This window comes from Enterococcus sp. AZ050 (assembly GCF_051715085.1).
In the GTDB taxonomy this organism is placed as follows: Bacteria; Bacillota; Bacilli; order Lactobacillales; family Enterococcaceae; genus Enterococcus; species Enterococcus faecalis.
In genome coordinates this window covers 755,116-771,386 of record NZ_JBIOTC010000001.1, presented here as the reverse complement: position 1 = coordinate 771,386, position 16,271 = coordinate 755,116, and the positions used below count along the sequence as shown (strand labels likewise).

The window sequence follows — 16,271 nt, the reverse complement described above, 5'->3', positions numbered from 1 at the left end:
CAAGACAGTGTAATTTAATTAGTTAAAAACATGTATGCAAAATAAGCTAGGTGAATGAGATGAAAGAATATAAAAAAGAGAATGTTTTAGATGCTGCAATTACTAGACTAACGTATATATTCGAAAACTTTCAACATGTCTATTTTTCTTTTAGCGGTGGAAAAGATAGTGGAGCTATGATTCAATTGGCAAATGTAGTCGCAAAAAAATTGAATAGAAAGTTTGATTTATTTATTCTTGATGTTGAGGCCAATTATGATTCAACTCGTTTTTTTATTGAAAAAATAAAAAAATTAGAATCTATAAAAGCGACATATCATTTTTGTTTACCTTTTTACGAAGATAATACAACCAGTATTTTTCAACCTCAGTGGCTTATGTGGGACGATGCAGCAAAAGAACAATGGATTCAACCATTACCTAAAGATGCTATTACAATAGATAAATTAGATAAAAATTTGTTTACGTTGTATAGGAGTTCAAATATGAATCCTGATAAATTTTTAAAAAAATTTATTCATTGGTATTATTATTCAAATGATGAAGAAACTGTAGCTTGTGGAATAGGTATACGCTCTCAAGAAAGCTTAAATAGATATAAAGCAATAACTAGCTCTAAATTTAATTATGATGAAAAATGCTGGATTAAACATCAATATTCTAAGCAGATTCATGCAGTCAACTTTTATCCTATATATGATTGGAGCTTACAAGATGTATGGGGAGCATACGCAAAATATGACTGGTATGTAAATGAGTTTTACGAAAAGATGTATAAAGTAGGAGTTCCTTTATCGCAGATGCGTATATGTCAACCTTATGGATTGCAACAAAGAAAAGGTTTAGAGCAATATGCTTTTGTAGAACCTAACACATGGGAAAGAGTAGTTAATAGAGTCTCTGGCGCAAACTTTGGTCGACTGTATTCAAGAACATCGTTACTATCACATTATAAGTCAAGGAAACCTGATCATATGTCGTGGCAGGAATATACAGTTTTCTTACTAGAGTCTATAGGCCTATATTCAAATAAAATGAGAGATCATTATTATTGGAAATTGTCAATATTAATGGAGTACTATAAAAAGAATTTTAATGTTGATATTGATGATATACCTGAGGAAGCGACAAAAAAAGAATGGCAGAATGATGAAAAACTTTGGCATAATTGGAAAGATATAGCAAGAGCCATAGAGAAAAATGATTTTGCATTAAGTACTAGACAATATAGTTTAACAAAAGTAGATGAAGAAGAATTATATGAATTAGCAATAGAGTATGGGAATAATTTAGGAATAGAAAATCTTCCATACTTTCAATTACGTAAAATAGAGAAAAAACTAAAACATTTGATGTAGAATAGTTAAGAAAGCAGGGATTCAATGGACTATAAAATGTTGAGCTTTTTTCCTCCATACAACAAATCACAATTTTATCAATTAATGGGCTTTTTTTTTGCTGAAAGAATATATCAAAAAATGTATCCCTATTTAGTAAATACACCTAAAACTTACTGGTATGTAGTTGTTGACAGTAAAAATGTCGTCCAAGCATTTTCTTCTTTTGAAAAGAAAAAAAATAAAATTGAAATAGGTGATATTTATCAGTCTAGTAGAATAAAAAAAGATATAAAAAGAATATTATTAAGAAAAATGCTGTTAGATATTAGAAATTACGATCAAGCAGGAGTAATTGAAGCTTGTGTTAATAATTTAGAAGATAAAAGATTATTTGAATTAAAAGGTTTTAGTGTTTTTAAAAAAACAAAAAACTATTATTTTTTAAAAAAAGAAGTGAGTGTTAATGAGAAAAATTGATTTTCCAGTTTTAAATGTAAAAATGGTTCTTTTGTCACAAATAGTTGCAAATGATTATAATCCTAACAAGGTTGCTTCTCCTGAAATGAAGTTATTAGAGCTTTCTATAGTTGAAGATGGCTTTACACAACCTTTAGTTTGTTACTATGATAAGGTAAATGACAGGTATATATTGATAGATGGTTTTCACAGATATTTAGTTGCAAAGGATAAACTGTTTTTAAAAAAAGTTCCTGTAACAGTAATAGATAAACCTTTGGAAAAAAGAATTGCTTCAACGATAAGACATAATCGTGCACGGGGAGTTCATGGAATTGCAGAAATGGAAAATATTGTTCAAAGATTGATCAAGAGTGGATGGCATGACAATAAAATATCTAAAGAATTAGGAATGGATATGGAGGAAGTTTTTAGATTTAAGCAGTCCTCTGGATTAAAGGCGGCTTTTAGTAGTCATAATTTTAGTAAAAGTTGGATTGCGTTTGAAAATAGATATTACAAGAAGAAGTATAAAACGTAAAAGATTCTTAATAGAAGTATAAATTAGAATTTAAGATGAGAAAATGCGTAAAATATACTTTTCAATTACGGAAGAGAAGGTCTTTTTGGTAAATAATAATTGAATATTAAAGGTGTTGAAGTACTTACTTGTTTTATAGATGACGCCGAAGTTCTGGCACTGCATCCTGGTCCTCCAGTATTTACCAAAAAGACCGTTTAGAGTTTTTTTATTTATTGAAAAACATTGGAGTATCATTTTAGATTAAGTAATCTGATTATTTATTTAGAATAATTAAAAGAACACAAAGGCTTAACAATGCCTCCCAGTTGGGCAGTAAACAAGCCAAAAAATCTGGAACGAAAATGCTACGATTCTCGATCTACGTATTGGATTGGATTTTATTTAATCATTTTTTGGTATCTTTCAGGTAATCATTTGTTTCTAACTTTTTTCAATAATATTGAATAATAGTTTTTTTAGATCTTTTTTTAGAGTAGTCACTGAAATTGGAAAGAGATTATCATTTTTTTGATTAGTTAGTAGTGCTCGATCACAAATAATAATATGCGGTAAAGATTGAACATATATTGGAATACTAGCTAAATCATAGTACATAATAGTATCTATAGTATTGAATTCTGGATTAATCCATCTTTTTAGGTTTTCTCTATATAAAATATGTGAAAGCTCATCTTTAGCCACTATAATAAATATGGTCTTTTTTTCCTGTTTTTTTAATAATGTAGTTGTCACCTGCGCACAAAATTTTTCAATAGAGATAGAATTGAATTGAACGCTAGATAAGTTGAATTCTTGTGTCCATTCTTTCAATACTTTATTGACCCTATGAATACAATCAATTTGATCAGGTGTTAAATAATAATGTTTATCTACTATAAAGCTCTGTATATTATGCCAAATAGAATTTATAAAAGTTAAAAAAGGTTTTTCAAAAGAAATTTCATTTAGTAGAACTGTTCTAAATTCGTATTCAAATTTTCGAATTAGTTGTTTTACTATAGGATTATTTTCTATTGTGAAATTACGCTCAATCAAGTAATTAGTCTCAATCAATAAGTAGTTATCCGTATTCAAAGAAACAGCTTTGTACATAAAGCACAGAAAGATTATCTCGTCAGAACTTAACATACTTTCTTTTAGAATTTGTTTATTTATACTATTAATTTTTTCAAAAGTAAAGCTTGAATTGACTATTTTTTCATAATAATCCAGTGGGAAACTAATTTTAATATTTTTATCTTTTCTGGTTAATGAAAGGTAAGTCGCGAAAAGAAAAAGGGTGTAATCTCTTTCATCTATCTCATGATTATTTGAAAAATCGTTGAAAACACAATCACATATTACTTTTGCTGTTTCCATATATTCCGTTTCTATTGATTCATTATACAGATCTGAACGCATCCAAATAGATAATACTACGAGTCGAAAGTTAATCTCATTATCTATAAATTCCTTATCTTCATTCATTATATTTGAATTGATAAAGAAATCTTCAACTTTCTTTTTTTAATGAAATGCTTTTGTAACAGATACATATTCTTTATCAACTATATCCAAATAATTTGATTCCCCTGTTAAGTATCGAGTGCAAACTCTTAAAATTTTGGAATCTTTATACAGCTTTTTTACCAAAGAATAATAATTTGTTCCAGTATGAAACGTTATACAAATTTCTTTACTTGTAAATGATGAATTTAAAATATGATCTTCCAAAAATGTGCATATTTTTTGGAAATCTCTTTTTATAGTATTTGAATTCACATGAAGTTTTGTTGCAACATCATTAATGTTTAAGGTTTTCATATCTAGTAGATATTCTGTAAGCTTTACTTGTCTAATAATATCTTTCTCAATATATTTTTCAATCATAATAGCTACCCTTTCTTTAAAGCAAAAATTATTATTTTAGCACTATATAACAAAAAGATGTCGTAAAATCTTTTTATAATTCATGAGGCGTAAGAAGACTTGAGAAATTATTGGTATATGTCATCACAATTAAAACTGCTCGAATTACATGGAGGAAAAGATATATATTTCTATGTATGAGCTATCTTTAAAAAATGGCAAATTCCTAAAATTATTGCAGGATAATCTAATATGTCTTGGTGTCTGATTAAGATGAACTAATTATCTGAAAATTCTCCTTTTTTCGAAATCAAATAAATCACCAGACAAAATATTGATAAAATAAAAAAATATCCTATATCTAGTATATACTAACTTCGATTTAAGTGAAACTTTTTTTTGCTAGCTCATAACTAAATCTAGAGTATTATTCCATAAAGAATAAGTCAAGAAAACGGCAGAAGCATATCTTTTTTATTCATCAAAAGAATTTTTATTTTCAAGGTTTGATAAAAAATTTAAATATCAAAAGCTAATAGACAAATAACTACTGCACGTGTATATAGGGAAAAGATGCTTTGTCAAAGTAATATTGAGAACAGACCTCAGCTGATAGATCTATTGAAATAGGTTTGTCAGAAAAATGATTGAAAGTAGAAAAATACTAAAAACGATTGACATGTATATAGAAGAACTTGATATTCGTAGTGTTTAGGATTTAGGTGTCAAAATTTTAATTAATAAATAATTTTTATTTAGTGATATGGTCGATGGTAATTCATGTATGTCTTCACATTATCATTATCCTTTTTCAAAAGAATTCATACAGTTAGTAGATCGTAAATGTATTGTAGGTATTGATGAAGTATCGGGAGTAAGGTTACCTTTGAGTTTCACAGCTATTTTTTAGACGACATTATAGAAAACATATAACGTGAATAGAGATATGGACAATAAATGTTCACAAACTGACGATTGAAAAATTGATAGAACGTGACAAAAATTTTCCAAGAGTTTCGTAACGTGGTCAATTGCAATGAACCAGATTCGATTTCCAAAGGGCTAAAGATTAGTTTGTGAACAAGTGAAGGAATCTTAAGAGTACAAGGGAATAAAAAAGGAAGATTTAGTAGAGAATGGGCGCCTAAAATGATTGTGCACTATCTGAACAAAATGGTTATTAACACCAAAATTCAATAATATAAAATAGGATAGTAATAATAGATATTTTTTATAAAAGCACATAAAAACCTATAATTTTTTTGAAAACCGATTAGGCTAACCTAGTCGGTTTTTTTGTTATCTATCTGTATTCATAAGAGAAGAACAGATATTTGCAATTAATGAATACTATACATCTTGGATAATTTTTTAATGATCGTATGTAAAAATAAATTTTGTCTATGCTGGTATGAGAAATTTTACAAGATTTTTCTTGTTTTTCGAAAAAAAAGCACACTTCGATTGTTGTATTAGTGGAAAGGGGAAAATGGAGCAGATATATAATGGAAAAAATTTTTGATGAAAATTCTATACAACATCAATTTGATGCTTATTGCAAAAAGGTTTTACGAAATGAAGCAAAAAATATAAGGAAACAAAAAGCTAGAATAAAAAAAAATGAAGAACCACTAGATTATGTAAGTGAAAGCAAATATCCGCAGAGTGAATACGAAAATAAAAGTAGTTACCTTCTGCTAGGAATGGAAATTTTAGTTTCAGATCCAAAATTATCAGTAGCCATTGATGCTTTATCGAAAATGAAGAGAAAGATTGTCTTGCTTTATTATTTTGCAGGTTTCAATGACAAAGAAATTTCAGAAATACTTAACATGAGTACAAGTGGTATTTGGTATCAACGAACTAAGGCAATAGAACAACTAAAAATGGGGTATGGTTTATGGTAGAAATACGAAAAAAAAGCTATTACCCAATAATTCCAATACCAATTATTTTATCTGCTATAGAGGAAGATCCAATTTCGATAAAAATTATACTTAAGCACTATTATAGTTACATGGCTAGTTTATGTTTGTCAAATGGATTTAATGAAACGGGAAAATCTATCGTTTATATGGATGAAATTATGTTAAGACAATTAGAAACAAAGCTAATAGAAGCTATATTGAAATTTAAAATCAAAAAATAAAAAAATCCCCTTTCCATTTGTCTCTCTAAAAGAGGCTTTCAATATTTAATGAGATTCTTTTAGTTGGACAATTTAGTTGTTCATTGAAATCTAAATAGATTCTATCAGTACTTTAACACTTCAAAGAGCATATTTTAGATGCGCCATGACATCTTATTATTTAGATAGAGCGACGAAAATTCTAAAATAATTTTTATAGTCAATAAAAAGCGATGACTTGAAGCTGAGATAATGATACTTCCGTAAGGCTCGCCGTAAACTTGGGGAGAGGTGAAAGTCCTATGTGCTTTAGACAAAAGCAGCTGATAGAAGGAAATGATAATAATTTAAGAAGGTGGTATAATGAAGACAGCAACTCGAAAAGATATAGTTAAATTAGGCTTTTCTAAATACTATGCTGATAAAATCTTCAGGGAATGCAAAACACTTCTGGTTAAAAGAGGTTACACGTTTTATGAACAATCGAAAATAAAACGTATACCTGTTTCGATAATAGAAGAAGTCTTACACATTTCTTGGGAGGAACATTAAGATGAGAAGAGTTGCAAATGTTTATAAAGATTCAAAGAGAGGGACGTGGTTTTTTTCAGTAACTTTAGGACAAGATCGTTTTGGTAAGAGAATACAAGTAACAAGAAGAGGATTTAAAACACAAGGAGAAGCAAAGAAAGCATTAGAAGAAGTAAAACAAAATTTTTCTGATTCACAAGGTATTTATTTACAAGGAATCACTTTCCATGATTTTTACCATAAATATTTTTTTCCTTGGTATAAATTAGGAACTGTTGAAAAGACGTATGTGAAAACAGAGAATATTTTGCAACGTGCATTGGACTATTTTGGACATATGCAACTAGAAAAAATTCGTCCGATTCATATACAAGAATTCCAACAATTTTTAGTGAACATTCGTATTACCAAAAACGGAAAAGACTCCCCATTATCGTCAAATTATATTAAACAAATATTCAATAAACTAAGAGTGGTTTTTAAACGGGCCACTGTATTGGAAATCATTGAAGAAAATCCGGTAGATTCTATTGGCAAAATTAAAACGCAGCGTTCGAAAATAGAATTTTGGACAGTTGATGAATTTAAGCAGTTTTACCACTGTGTTTATCGAAATGATTTTGAAGAATCTTTCTATAAACGATTAATCCGATTTGCTTTTGTAACAGGTATGAGAAGCGAAGAGCTTTTAGCGTTACAATGGTCCGATTTGGATTTAGACAATAAGTCATGTAGTATCAATAAATCCATTCACATTCGGACAAGAGAAGATTTCGAATTTGCAGATACTAAAAATACTTCAAGTACTCGAACAATTGCTTTGGATGAAAAAACAATAGAGGATTTGAAAGAGTGGAAAACCATTCAAAAAACGATTGCTGAGGACATCAGCCTGGTGTTTTCGTATGATGGACTCCCTCCATCTCCAAGGACGATTCTTAATCGGATAAAAGCATTGGCAAAGGTAGCAGGGGTAAAACCCATTCATATGCATGGGTTACGGCACTCCCATGTTGCCTTTTTAGTTGAACATAATAAAAATATCTATGCTATCTCTAAACGTTTAGGCCATTCATCTATAAAAACTACTTTAGATAAATATGGTCATTTATATCCAGAAACGAATCAAGCGCTCGCGGATGAAATTTCGAGGTTTGATATTTAATTTTTTCTCATTTTTCTACTGTCATACCGTTGTCACGAGCCGATTTCCAATTTAAGAACGTTGATATATCGGGATTTTGATAGTACTTGGCGGTATCGAAAATGGATGAAGATGATCAGAAAAAATCATAAATTTATTCTTTTTTTATTGAAAGTGGGACATTAGTCATTTCGACTTGAGCCGACTCCCAAAAGTTAGACCTAGAAATCTAACTTTTGGGGGTCGGCTCAACTTATGTCACACTTTTTAACTCTTAAGATAATCAGTTTGAACAAAAGAAGACTTTTAAGAAAAGCCTTTTTATTTTTTTGATCTAAACATTTATTCTTTAATCAGCTATTATTTTAGTAAAAAATAGATTAATTTACTAAAATAATATATAATAAAGGTAAAACTAGGAGGGAAGCATATGACGTGTATTTCATTATCGATTTTAAATCAAGAACAAGAAGTTAGAAAAGCTAAGATAGATGATTCAGATTCTTTGAAAGAGTTAACTATTACAGGAAAAGATTTTGTTTGTTTAGCTGCTCGGGATTGTCAATTACAAGACGGCGATGTGATTCAAGTTTGTTTAGATACGCCCAATACTTATTTAATGGTGAAGTTAGATGCTACGCTTGACAGCAGTTTGATTTATGTTCCAGAACAAAAATGGACGTTTCCAATCACAAAAAATGAAAACGCTATCGAAGCGCGAGCAGCGTATCGTTTTGAAACCAAGAAACCTTATATAAGTGTGCGTGTTGCCACTAAAGAAGAAATTAAGAGTTATCGTAATTGGGCGTTAAATCCACATGATTTACAACATTTTACTGGTGCGTATCCTCATGCATCTGCCAACGTGGAAACGCGAAATGATGCCACTTTTTTTGCTTGCAATGCGATTGACGGTACCTTTGCTAATCTTTATCATGGGCCGTATCCTTATCAATCATGGGGGATTAATCAGCAGTTAGATGCCGCATTAAAAATTGAATTTGGGCGTGAAGTCTTGTTGGATAAAGTGATCTTAACATTACGAGCGGACTTTCCTCATGATAATTATTGGCAACAAGTGACTTTAAAATTTTCCGACGGTACACATGAAGTTTTTAAAACTGTTAAGACTGAGCAACGCCAGAGCTTTACCTTTGCGAAACGGGCAGCGGAGTGGGTGATACTAACAGAGTTAATTCAAGCAGATGAACCATCACCATTTCCAGCATTAACACAAATTGAATTATTTGGTCAAAACAAATAAAAAATAAGGACGGTTCCTTTATAGGAGCGGTCCTTATTTTTTATTTCTGGCGTGGGCTAGTTGTCGATTGGCGGACAACCAATTCTGTGTTTAACAGGACTCTACGAGGAATGCTAGGCATTTGAATTCGTTTGTGCAATAAATTAATGCCTGTCTCGCCCATTTCTTCAGTAAAGGCATGGACAGAGGATAGCGGTGGTGAGACATATTGAGAAATAGAGATATCATTGATCCCCATGACACTAATTTCTTCAGGAACCTTTATACCGTGTGCGGCTAACGTATGTATCACACCGATTGCAAAGGCGTCATTATAAGCAAGAATCGCAGTAGGTAAATCATTTCCCCATTTCTCTAACGCTTCTTCTGTCAATTGTTCCCCCGTTTTGACATCCAACATGCCATTTTCTTTTAAGATAAAATAATCTTCGTTAAACAAGTGATAATGCTGCATAATGTCAAGATAAGCGTTGGTTGTCGGTGTTTTATAGCGACGGAAACCATACATATTTTCGCTTTCTTCGGCACCAATAAAGGCAATTTTTTCGTGGCCCAATTCCAAAAGATGGGTTAAGGCAATCTCGGTTGCTTGATAAAAATCAGTATTTACAGAATCAAATTCCTCCAATGGGAAATTACTGCCAATTACACAAAGGTTTGGATGCAGTTGCTGCAACTCTTGTAGCGTCTTTTGAGTGAATTTACCAATTGCCAAAATGCCATCAATCCCTTGAAGGTTATGTTGTTCCAATTGAGAAACTTTGAGAATATTGTAACCTAACTCTTCGGCCCGTTTTTCAGCGCCTAAACGAATCGACATATAGTAAATATCCGTTAGTTCTTCGTCATCTGAACGCCACTGAACGACGGCAATCGAAGGCTCTTGCGGAGCTGTTTGTACGGAAAGGTTAGGTGTCAGTTGCTCCTGCTGTTTGTTTTTATTTTTAGTTTTATATTTCGTATAATTCAGGGTTTCTGCTGCTTCAAAAATTTTTCGCTTGGTTTCCTCTGTAACGGATAAGTTTGGATCATAGTTCAGAACTCGCGATACAGTTGAAATTGAAACATTCGCGACTTTTGCGATATCTGTGATAGTTGCCATTCTAAATGCCTCCTTCTCAAGTACTATTATAGCATATAGTATATTTCTTTTTAGTAAAAAAAAGCAAGAAAAAGCTTTTTTTTACTTTTTTTTAGCAAAAACTATTGATTTTTTGACTAAAAAAATATACTATAAAGTCAAAGAAAGCGCTTTAATTCGATGGAGAAGGTGGTTTAGTGAAAAGATTTTCACTTTTTTTACTAATTTTACTTGCTTTAACAGATTGTAAATCCGGTGAAAAAGAATTTGATGAAGAATCTCTTCAAAATCTAAAGGAAACGGCACAGTCTTATTCAGAAACAGAATTACAAAATGGTGACGTTCGTTTAAATGAATATATTTCTTTGAAAGGGGAGATTGTTGAGAGCGACAGTCGTTCCAGTTTAATAAAAAAAGGTGATCGTTTTATTTTGAAAAGTGGTTCTAGTAAATATCAAGTTTTTAATGAGCAAAAGAAAAAATTGAAAATTGGTGACGAAGTGACAGTTTACGGAGAATATTACGGCTTTTTGAAAGGGACATTAATTGAAAGTGAGGAGAATCATGATTCAGCCACGAATTAGACAGAATCCTTTTGAAACATACGAAGAAGTTGCAGAAGGATTTGAAGATTTATTAGCGCCACTGGAATTGTTTTTTGATCGAGAATATCAAGGTCATCTGGATTTAGGGACACACGGGACAGTTTATTCTAAAGGAACACGTGATGCGGAGGCATTTTTACGACCATTATGGGGACTAGGTCCTTATGTAACGCAAAATGAAAGTGAGTATTTGAATGACTTTCTAACGGGAATTATCGAAGGCACCGATCCTGAGAGTTCATCTTATTGGGGAAAAACAAAAGATTATGATCAATTGATTGTTGAGATGGCAGCATTAAGTACATTTCTTTTGTTAAACAAAGAAAAAACGTGGGACCAGCTAACAAAAGAACAGCAAAATAATTTACACAGTTGGCTGATACAAGCCAATGAAAACATTATTCCGCCAAATAATTGGCATTTCTTTAGAGTGTTGCTGAATTTAGCGATGAAACATTGTGAAATGCCGTATTCAAAAGAACAGATCGCTGTTGATTTGGCTGTAATTGATCGTTTTTATGTCGGTAATGGTTGGTATTATGACGGAGTCGAGACACAAGTTGATTATTATGTTTCTTTCGCTATTCATTATTATAGTTTATTGTATTGTCGTTTTGCCCCGGAAGATACCGCAAGAGTGGCTATTATGAAGGAACGAGCAACTTTGTTCGCGCAAGAGTTTAAATATTGGTTTACTCAGCCAGGAGAAGCGATTCCCTTTGGACGTAGCTTAACGTATCGTTTTGCTCAAGTGTCATTTTTTAGTGCCTTAGTTTTTGCAGATGTTGAAGCATTGCCGTGGGGTGAGATCAAAGGTCTAATCAGCCGACATCTTCATCAATGGATGAACAAAGATATTTTTACAACAGATGGATTATTGTCGGTAGGTTATGATTATCAAAATATGGTCTTTGCCGAAGGCTATAATGGTCCTGGTTCACCTTATTGGGCCTTTAAAACATTCATTTTGTTAGCGGTTCCAAAAGATCATCCTTATTGGCAAGCAGAAACACAGCCTATTAGCTTTCCAGAAAAACACTTACCTTCACCAGAAAGTCGGAACTACTATCAAGTAAATGATGCAGGGACACATGGTTTAATGTTTCCAGCGGGACAATTTATTAATTATCAAGCTCATGCGCATGATAAATATAGTAAATTTGTTTATTCTTCCCATTTTGGTTTCAGTACTATAAAGAGTGATTATTGGTATTACGAAGGTGCTTATGATAATTGCTTGGCTTTAGCTGAAGACGACCATTATTTCCGCACGAAGGGATTAGATGATCAGTACGAAATTCTTGATGATCGTATCATTCATCAATGGTATCCTTGGTCCGATGTAGCAATCAAAACGACAATTGTACCATTAGAAGGCCAGCATTTACGGATCCACGAAATTGAGACACAACGTGCATTAGTGGCTTATGAAGGTGGCTTCTCAATCCCGCTCTTCGATGAAAAGGTCACTTGCGTTTCTGATCAAATGGCTGAGGTAAAAAATGCAAAAGGTGTGTCAAAAGTAGAAAATATCAACGGCTTTTCTGAAGCTGCGATTATTCGAACAGAACCGAATACAAATTTACTTTATCCGTTAACGGAGTTGCCATATTTGAAAGCAAACTTGTCGAAAGGGAAACATCTTTTAATTACATTGGTGACAGGCGTACTACCGAATGAACAAATTGAGCCAGTTAAAGTTAGGTTAAAAGAAAATCAGCTTTTAGTTGAAGAAAAAGTTGTAATTTTGGGGAATTAGGGGGAGAAATACACAATGACAGAAAATGGACAGATTGAGTGGTTGCCGAAGCAAATCAGTTTTGCTTTAAACAAAGTTCGAGGAAATTTAGAGACATTTAAAGAATTAGTTCCACCCGCGGCAAGTTTAAATCAAATTTATTATCCTGAAGAAAATATTGACTGGACGGCCAGCTTTTGGCCAGGAATGTTATTTTTAGCAAAGGAATTAACAAATTCAACAGAGTTCGATGAAGTGATTGCCACACAGATGGCTTCTTTTCAACATCGCTTGGATGAACAAATTGAGCTGGAAACACATGATATAGGCTTTTTGTATATTTTAACAGCCATTGCCGATTATCAAGTCAATGGTCATGAGGCCTCAAAAGAAATGGCCTTGCAAGCTGCGGACTTATTAATGAAACGTTATTCACCAAAAGCCAAGATTATTCAAGCTTGGGGGAATTTAGACGATCCAGAGCAACGAGGCAGAATGATTATTGATTGTTTAATGAACTTACCATTATTATACTTTGCAGCAAAAATGACTGGCAAGCAAGAGTATTATGAAGCTGCCTACAATCATGCGAAACAAACACAAAAATATATTGTGCGAGAAAATCACACCACGTTCCATACGTATTATTTTGATACGGAAACAGGCGAAGCTTTATACGGTAAGACGCAGCAAGGATACTCAGACGATTCTTGTTGGGCTCGCGGCCAAGCCTGGGGAATTTACGGCTTTACGTTAAGTTATTTATATACAGGAGATAGTAGTTTTCTGGAAACAGCAAAAAATGTTGCTGATTACTTTATTCAAGAATTACCAGAGGACAAAATCTGTTACTGGGATTTAATTTTCAATGAAGGGAGTGAAGAAGAACGTGATAGCTCATCTGCTGCAATTGCTGCATGTGGCTTACTAGAATTATCTCGTCAGCTTCCATTAAATGATGAAAAACATGGCTATTATGAAAAGGTTGCGCTAGAACTATTACAAGCATTAGCGGAAAAGTATACAACGGTTTTACGACCAGAGTCGAACGGCCTATTGCTTCATGGTGTCTATGATAAAAAAACAAATACAGGAGTCGATGAATGCATGATTTGGGGCGACTACTTTTATTTGGAAGCGTTAACTCGTTTAGCGAAAAGCTGGTATTCTTTTTGGTAATTCAGGGAGGAAAACTCCTAAAAAATAATAAATAGCGGAGGTAGTACAAATGAAATTTTGGAAAAAAGGCTTAACAGCGGCAGCGTTGTTAGCGGTGGCGGCAGTAACTTTAACAGCATGTGGTGGTTCAAGTGAAAAGAAAGCAACTGAAAAGAGTGAAGATGGCAAAACAAAATTAACAGTAACTACTTGGAATTATGACACGACCCCAGAATTTGAGAAATTATTCAGAGCTTTTGAAGCGGAAAATCCTGATATCACTATTGAACCGGTGGACATTGCTTCAGATGATTATGACACAAAAGTAACAACGATGCTTTCATCAGGAGATACGACAGATATTTTAACCATGAAAAACTTACTTTCATATTCTAATTACGCGCTACGCAATCAATTGGTGGATTTAACCGATCACGTTAAAGATTTAGATATCGAACCTGCCAAAGCAAGTTACGAGATGTATGAAATCGATGGTAAAACCTATGCTCAGCCTTAACGTACAGATTTCTGGGTATTGTATTACAATAAAAAAATGTTTGATGAAGCCGGAATTGCCTATCCCGATAACTTAACTTGGGATGAATATGAAGCGTTAGCGAAAAAATTATCTAAACCAGAAGAACAAGTATATGGTGCCTATCAACATACTTGGCGCTCAACCGTTCAAGCGATTGCTGCTGCTCAAAACAATGCCAATTTGATTGAACCAAAATACAATTATATGGAAACTTATTATGATCGCGCATTGAGAATGCAAAAAGATCAATCACAAATGGATTTTGGAACAGCAAAATCAACAAAAGTAACGTATCAATCACAATTTGAAAATTCAAAAGCGGCGATGATGTACATGGGTAGCTGGTACATGGGGACTTTATTAACCAACATTGATGATGGCAAAACAAATGTCGAATGGGGGATTGCCGAAATACCACAACAAGAAAAAGGCAAAGCAACTACCTTTGGCTCACCGACAAGTTTTGCAATTAATAAAAACAGTAAAAACAAAAAGCTGCTCAAAAATTCTTAGACTTTGCTTCAGGTAAAGAAGGTGCAAAACTTTTAGCAGAAGTAGGGGTGGTTCCTTCTTATAAAACAGATGAAATTGATAAAATCTACTTTGCAAGAAAAGGAATGCCTTCAGATGAAGTCTCACAAAAAGCCTTTAACCCAGATACAATTAATTTAGAATTCCCATCTGATAAAAACGGTGCCGCAATTGATAAAGTATTACAAGAAGAACATGATTTAATTATGGTCGGCGACGAAAAACCAAAAGATGGTATTGCTAACATGGAAAAACGTGTCAAAGCAGAGATAGACTAACTATTATTTCCTGCAAAAACACAAAAGATTGATGAAAAAAATAAGCTGAAATGAGTAACCTACAATGAATTTCAGCTTATTTTTTTAAATAAAGAATGTAGCTTGAGTTTGGAAGGAGGGCCTGTTAAGTTCACTTAACAGAATACAATTATGGAAATTACTTCAAAAACAAAAACAGCAAATAAATTGAGACGAAAAAATACGTGGACTGCGTTATCTTTTATCGCACCAAACTTTATTGGCTTTTTCCTCTTCACTTTAATCCCGGTTATCTGTTCACTGATTTTAGCTTTTATGAGTTGGGATTCTTTTTCAACTCCTGAATTTGTCGGAATGAAAAATTTCACCAAAATGATTCATGATGATACGTTTTGGATTTCGTTAAAACAAACGTTTATCTATACGATTGGTGTTGTTCCGTTAACATTGATTTGCTCATTAGGACTAGCGATTTTGTTGAATCGTAAAATTAGAGGGATGAAATTTTTTAGAACGGCTTTTTTCTTTCCTTATGTAACGTCATTAGTTGCGATTGCGGTCGTTTGGAATATGCTATTTCATCCAACAATGGGACCAATTAATCAATTTTTGAAATTATTTATTGAAAATCCTCCTGGCTGGACATCTAGTTCTACTTGGGCTTTACCAGCAATTATCATCGTTAGTGTGTGGCGCTTTATGGGGTATTATATGATTTTGTATTTAGCTGGTTTACAAAGTGTGCCAAGAGAATTATATGAAGCAGCGTCAATGGATGGCGCGGGTAAATGGAATCAATTTTTAAATGTTACCTTACCTTCACTACGACCAACGACCTTTTTCGTGACTATCATGCTTGTAATTAACTGTTTCAAAGTGTTTGACTTAGTTCAAGTTATGACTGGTGGTGGACCAGGACGTGCAACGAATGTGTTAGTTTACGAAATTTACAATGAAGCCTTTGTCAAATTTAATTTTGGTTATGCATCAGCCATTGCGATGGTCTTATTCATCATCGTTCTAGCGATTACTGTGGCTCAATTTAAATGGAATCAACATCAAGAGAAAGTTTAGGAGGAGAAAAGATGGAAGCAACTTTTTCAAAAAA

15 protein-coding genes and 1 pseudogene are annotated in these 16,271 nt (G+C 32.7%); 13 read left to right on the top strand and 3 right to left on the bottom strand.

Translation table 11 applies throughout. The features are described 5' to 3' along the window. Positions 1–59: 59 nt before the first annotated feature. The 3 genes from IGJ04_RS03730 to IGJ04_RS03720 are packed head-to-tail and all read left to right on the top strand — an operon-like array spanning position 60 to position 2,337. The gene (locus IGJ04_RS03730) at positions 60–1,358 is read left to right on the top strand and encodes a DUF3440 domain-containing protein (RefSeq protein WP_438840343.1); all 1,299 of its coding nucleotides are present in this window, start codon (positions 60–62) and stop codon (positions 1,356–1,358) included. A gap of 24 nt (positions 1,359–1,382) precedes the next feature. After that, entirely contained in the window at positions 1,383–1,817 is a 435-nt protein-coding gene (locus IGJ04_RS03725; RefSeq protein WP_202579591.1) for a hypothetical protein, read from the top strand. Then, the gene (locus IGJ04_RS03720) at positions 1,804–2,337 is read left to right on the top strand and encodes an IbrB-like domain-containing protein (RefSeq protein ID WP_438839917.1); all 534 of its coding nucleotides are present in this window, start codon (positions 1,804–1,806) and stop codon (positions 2,335–2,337) included. The genes IGJ04_RS03725 and IGJ04_RS03720 overlap by 14 nt, the downstream gene beginning before the upstream one ends. 423 nt (positions 2,338–2,760) lie before the next feature. Here the strand turns inward: IGJ04_RS03720 and IGJ04_RS03715 are convergent, their stop codons facing one another. Beyond that, positions 2,761–3,807, bottom strand: coding sequence for a hypothetical protein (locus IGJ04_RS03715; protein WP_438839916.1), 1,047 nt, complete (start codon positions 3,805–3,807; stop codon positions 2,761–2,763). Positions 3,808–3,846: 39 nt separating this feature from the next. Continuing rightward, positions 3,847–4,209, bottom strand: coding sequence for a helix-turn-helix domain-containing protein (locus IGJ04_RS03710; RefSeq protein ID WP_438839915.1), 363 nt, complete (start codon positions 4,207–4,209; stop codon positions 3,847–3,849). 1,484 nt (positions 4,210–5,693) lie between these two features. Between IGJ04_RS03710 and IGJ04_RS03705 the strand changes: the two genes are divergently transcribed. The 5 genes from IGJ04_RS03705 to IGJ04_RS03685 all read left to right on the top strand — a co-directional run bounded on the left by IGJ04_RS03705 (position 5,694) and on the right by IGJ04_RS03685 (position 9,255). Next, a complete protein-coding gene (locus IGJ04_RS03705; RefSeq protein ID WP_289867979.1) occupies positions 5,694–6,095 on the top strand; it encodes an RNA polymerase sigma factor in 402 nt (133 codons plus the stop codon). After that, entirely contained in the window at positions 6,089–6,337 is a 249-nt protein-coding gene (locus tag IGJ04_RS03700; protein WP_202579588.1) for a helix-turn-helix domain-containing protein, read from the top strand. Before IGJ04_RS03705 ends, IGJ04_RS03700 begins: the two co-directional genes overlap by 7 nt. Before the next feature lie 342 nt (positions 6,338–6,679). Then, on the top strand, positions 6,680–6,868 hold the full coding sequence (locus IGJ04_RS03695; RefSeq protein WP_033919048.1) for a DUF3173 domain-containing protein: 189 nt from the start codon (positions 6,680–6,682) through the stop codon (positions 6,866–6,868). A gap of 1 nt (position 6,869) precedes the next feature. Beyond that, positions 6,870–8,012: a site-specific integrase gene (locus tag IGJ04_RS03690; protein ID WP_202579587.1), complete on the top strand. Its 1,143-nt coding sequence runs from the start codon at positions 6,870–6,872 to the stop codon at positions 8,010–8,012. Positions 8,013–8,421: 409 nt separating this feature from the next. Beyond that, positions 8,422–9,255, top strand: coding sequence for a hypothetical protein (locus IGJ04_RS03685; protein WP_002400814.1), 834 nt, complete (start codon positions 8,422–8,424; stop codon positions 9,253–9,255). A 40-nt stretch (positions 9,256–9,295) separates the two neighbouring features. On the opposite strand, the gene IGJ04_RS03680 is transcribed toward IGJ04_RS03685, so the two are convergent. Next, the gene (locus IGJ04_RS03680) at positions 9,296–10,357 is read right to left on the bottom strand and encodes a LacI family DNA-binding transcriptional regulator (protein ID WP_002356832.1); all 1,062 of its coding nucleotides are present in this window, start codon (positions 10,355–10,357) and stop codon (positions 9,296–9,298) included. Between the two features lie 176 nt (positions 10,358–10,533). On the opposite strand from IGJ04_RS03680, the gene IGJ04_RS03675 reads away from it, so the two are divergent. The 5 genes and pseudogenes from IGJ04_RS03675 (at position 10,534) to IGJ04_RS03655 (ending at position 16,237) form a co-directional block, all read left to right on the top strand. After that, the gene (locus tag IGJ04_RS03675) at positions 10,534–10,920 is read left to right on the top strand and encodes a hypothetical protein (protein ID WP_438839914.1); all 387 of its coding nucleotides are present in this window, start codon (positions 10,534–10,536) and stop codon (positions 10,918–10,920) included. Continuing rightward, a complete protein-coding gene (locus tag IGJ04_RS03670; RefSeq protein WP_002400812.1) occupies positions 10,901–12,700 on the top strand; it encodes a DUF2264 domain-containing protein in 1,800 nt (599 codons plus the stop codon). Before IGJ04_RS03675 ends, IGJ04_RS03670 begins: the two co-directional genes overlap by 20 nt. 15 nt (positions 12,701–12,715) lie before the next feature. Next, entirely contained in the window at positions 12,716–13,858 is a 1,143-nt protein-coding gene (locus IGJ04_RS03665; RefSeq protein ID WP_002362143.1) for a glycoside hydrolase family 88 protein, read from the top strand. 49 nt (positions 13,859–13,907) lie between these two features. Then, positions 13,908–15,184: pseudogene (locus IGJ04_RS03660) on the top strand (ABC transporter substrate-binding protein). 150 nt (positions 15,185–15,334) lie between these two features. Then, on the top strand, positions 15,335–16,237 hold the full coding sequence (locus tag IGJ04_RS03655) for a carbohydrate ABC transporter permease (RefSeq protein WP_002356840.1): 903 nt from the start codon (positions 15,335–15,337) through the stop codon (positions 16,235–16,237). Positions 16,238–16,271: the final 34 nt, after the last annotated feature.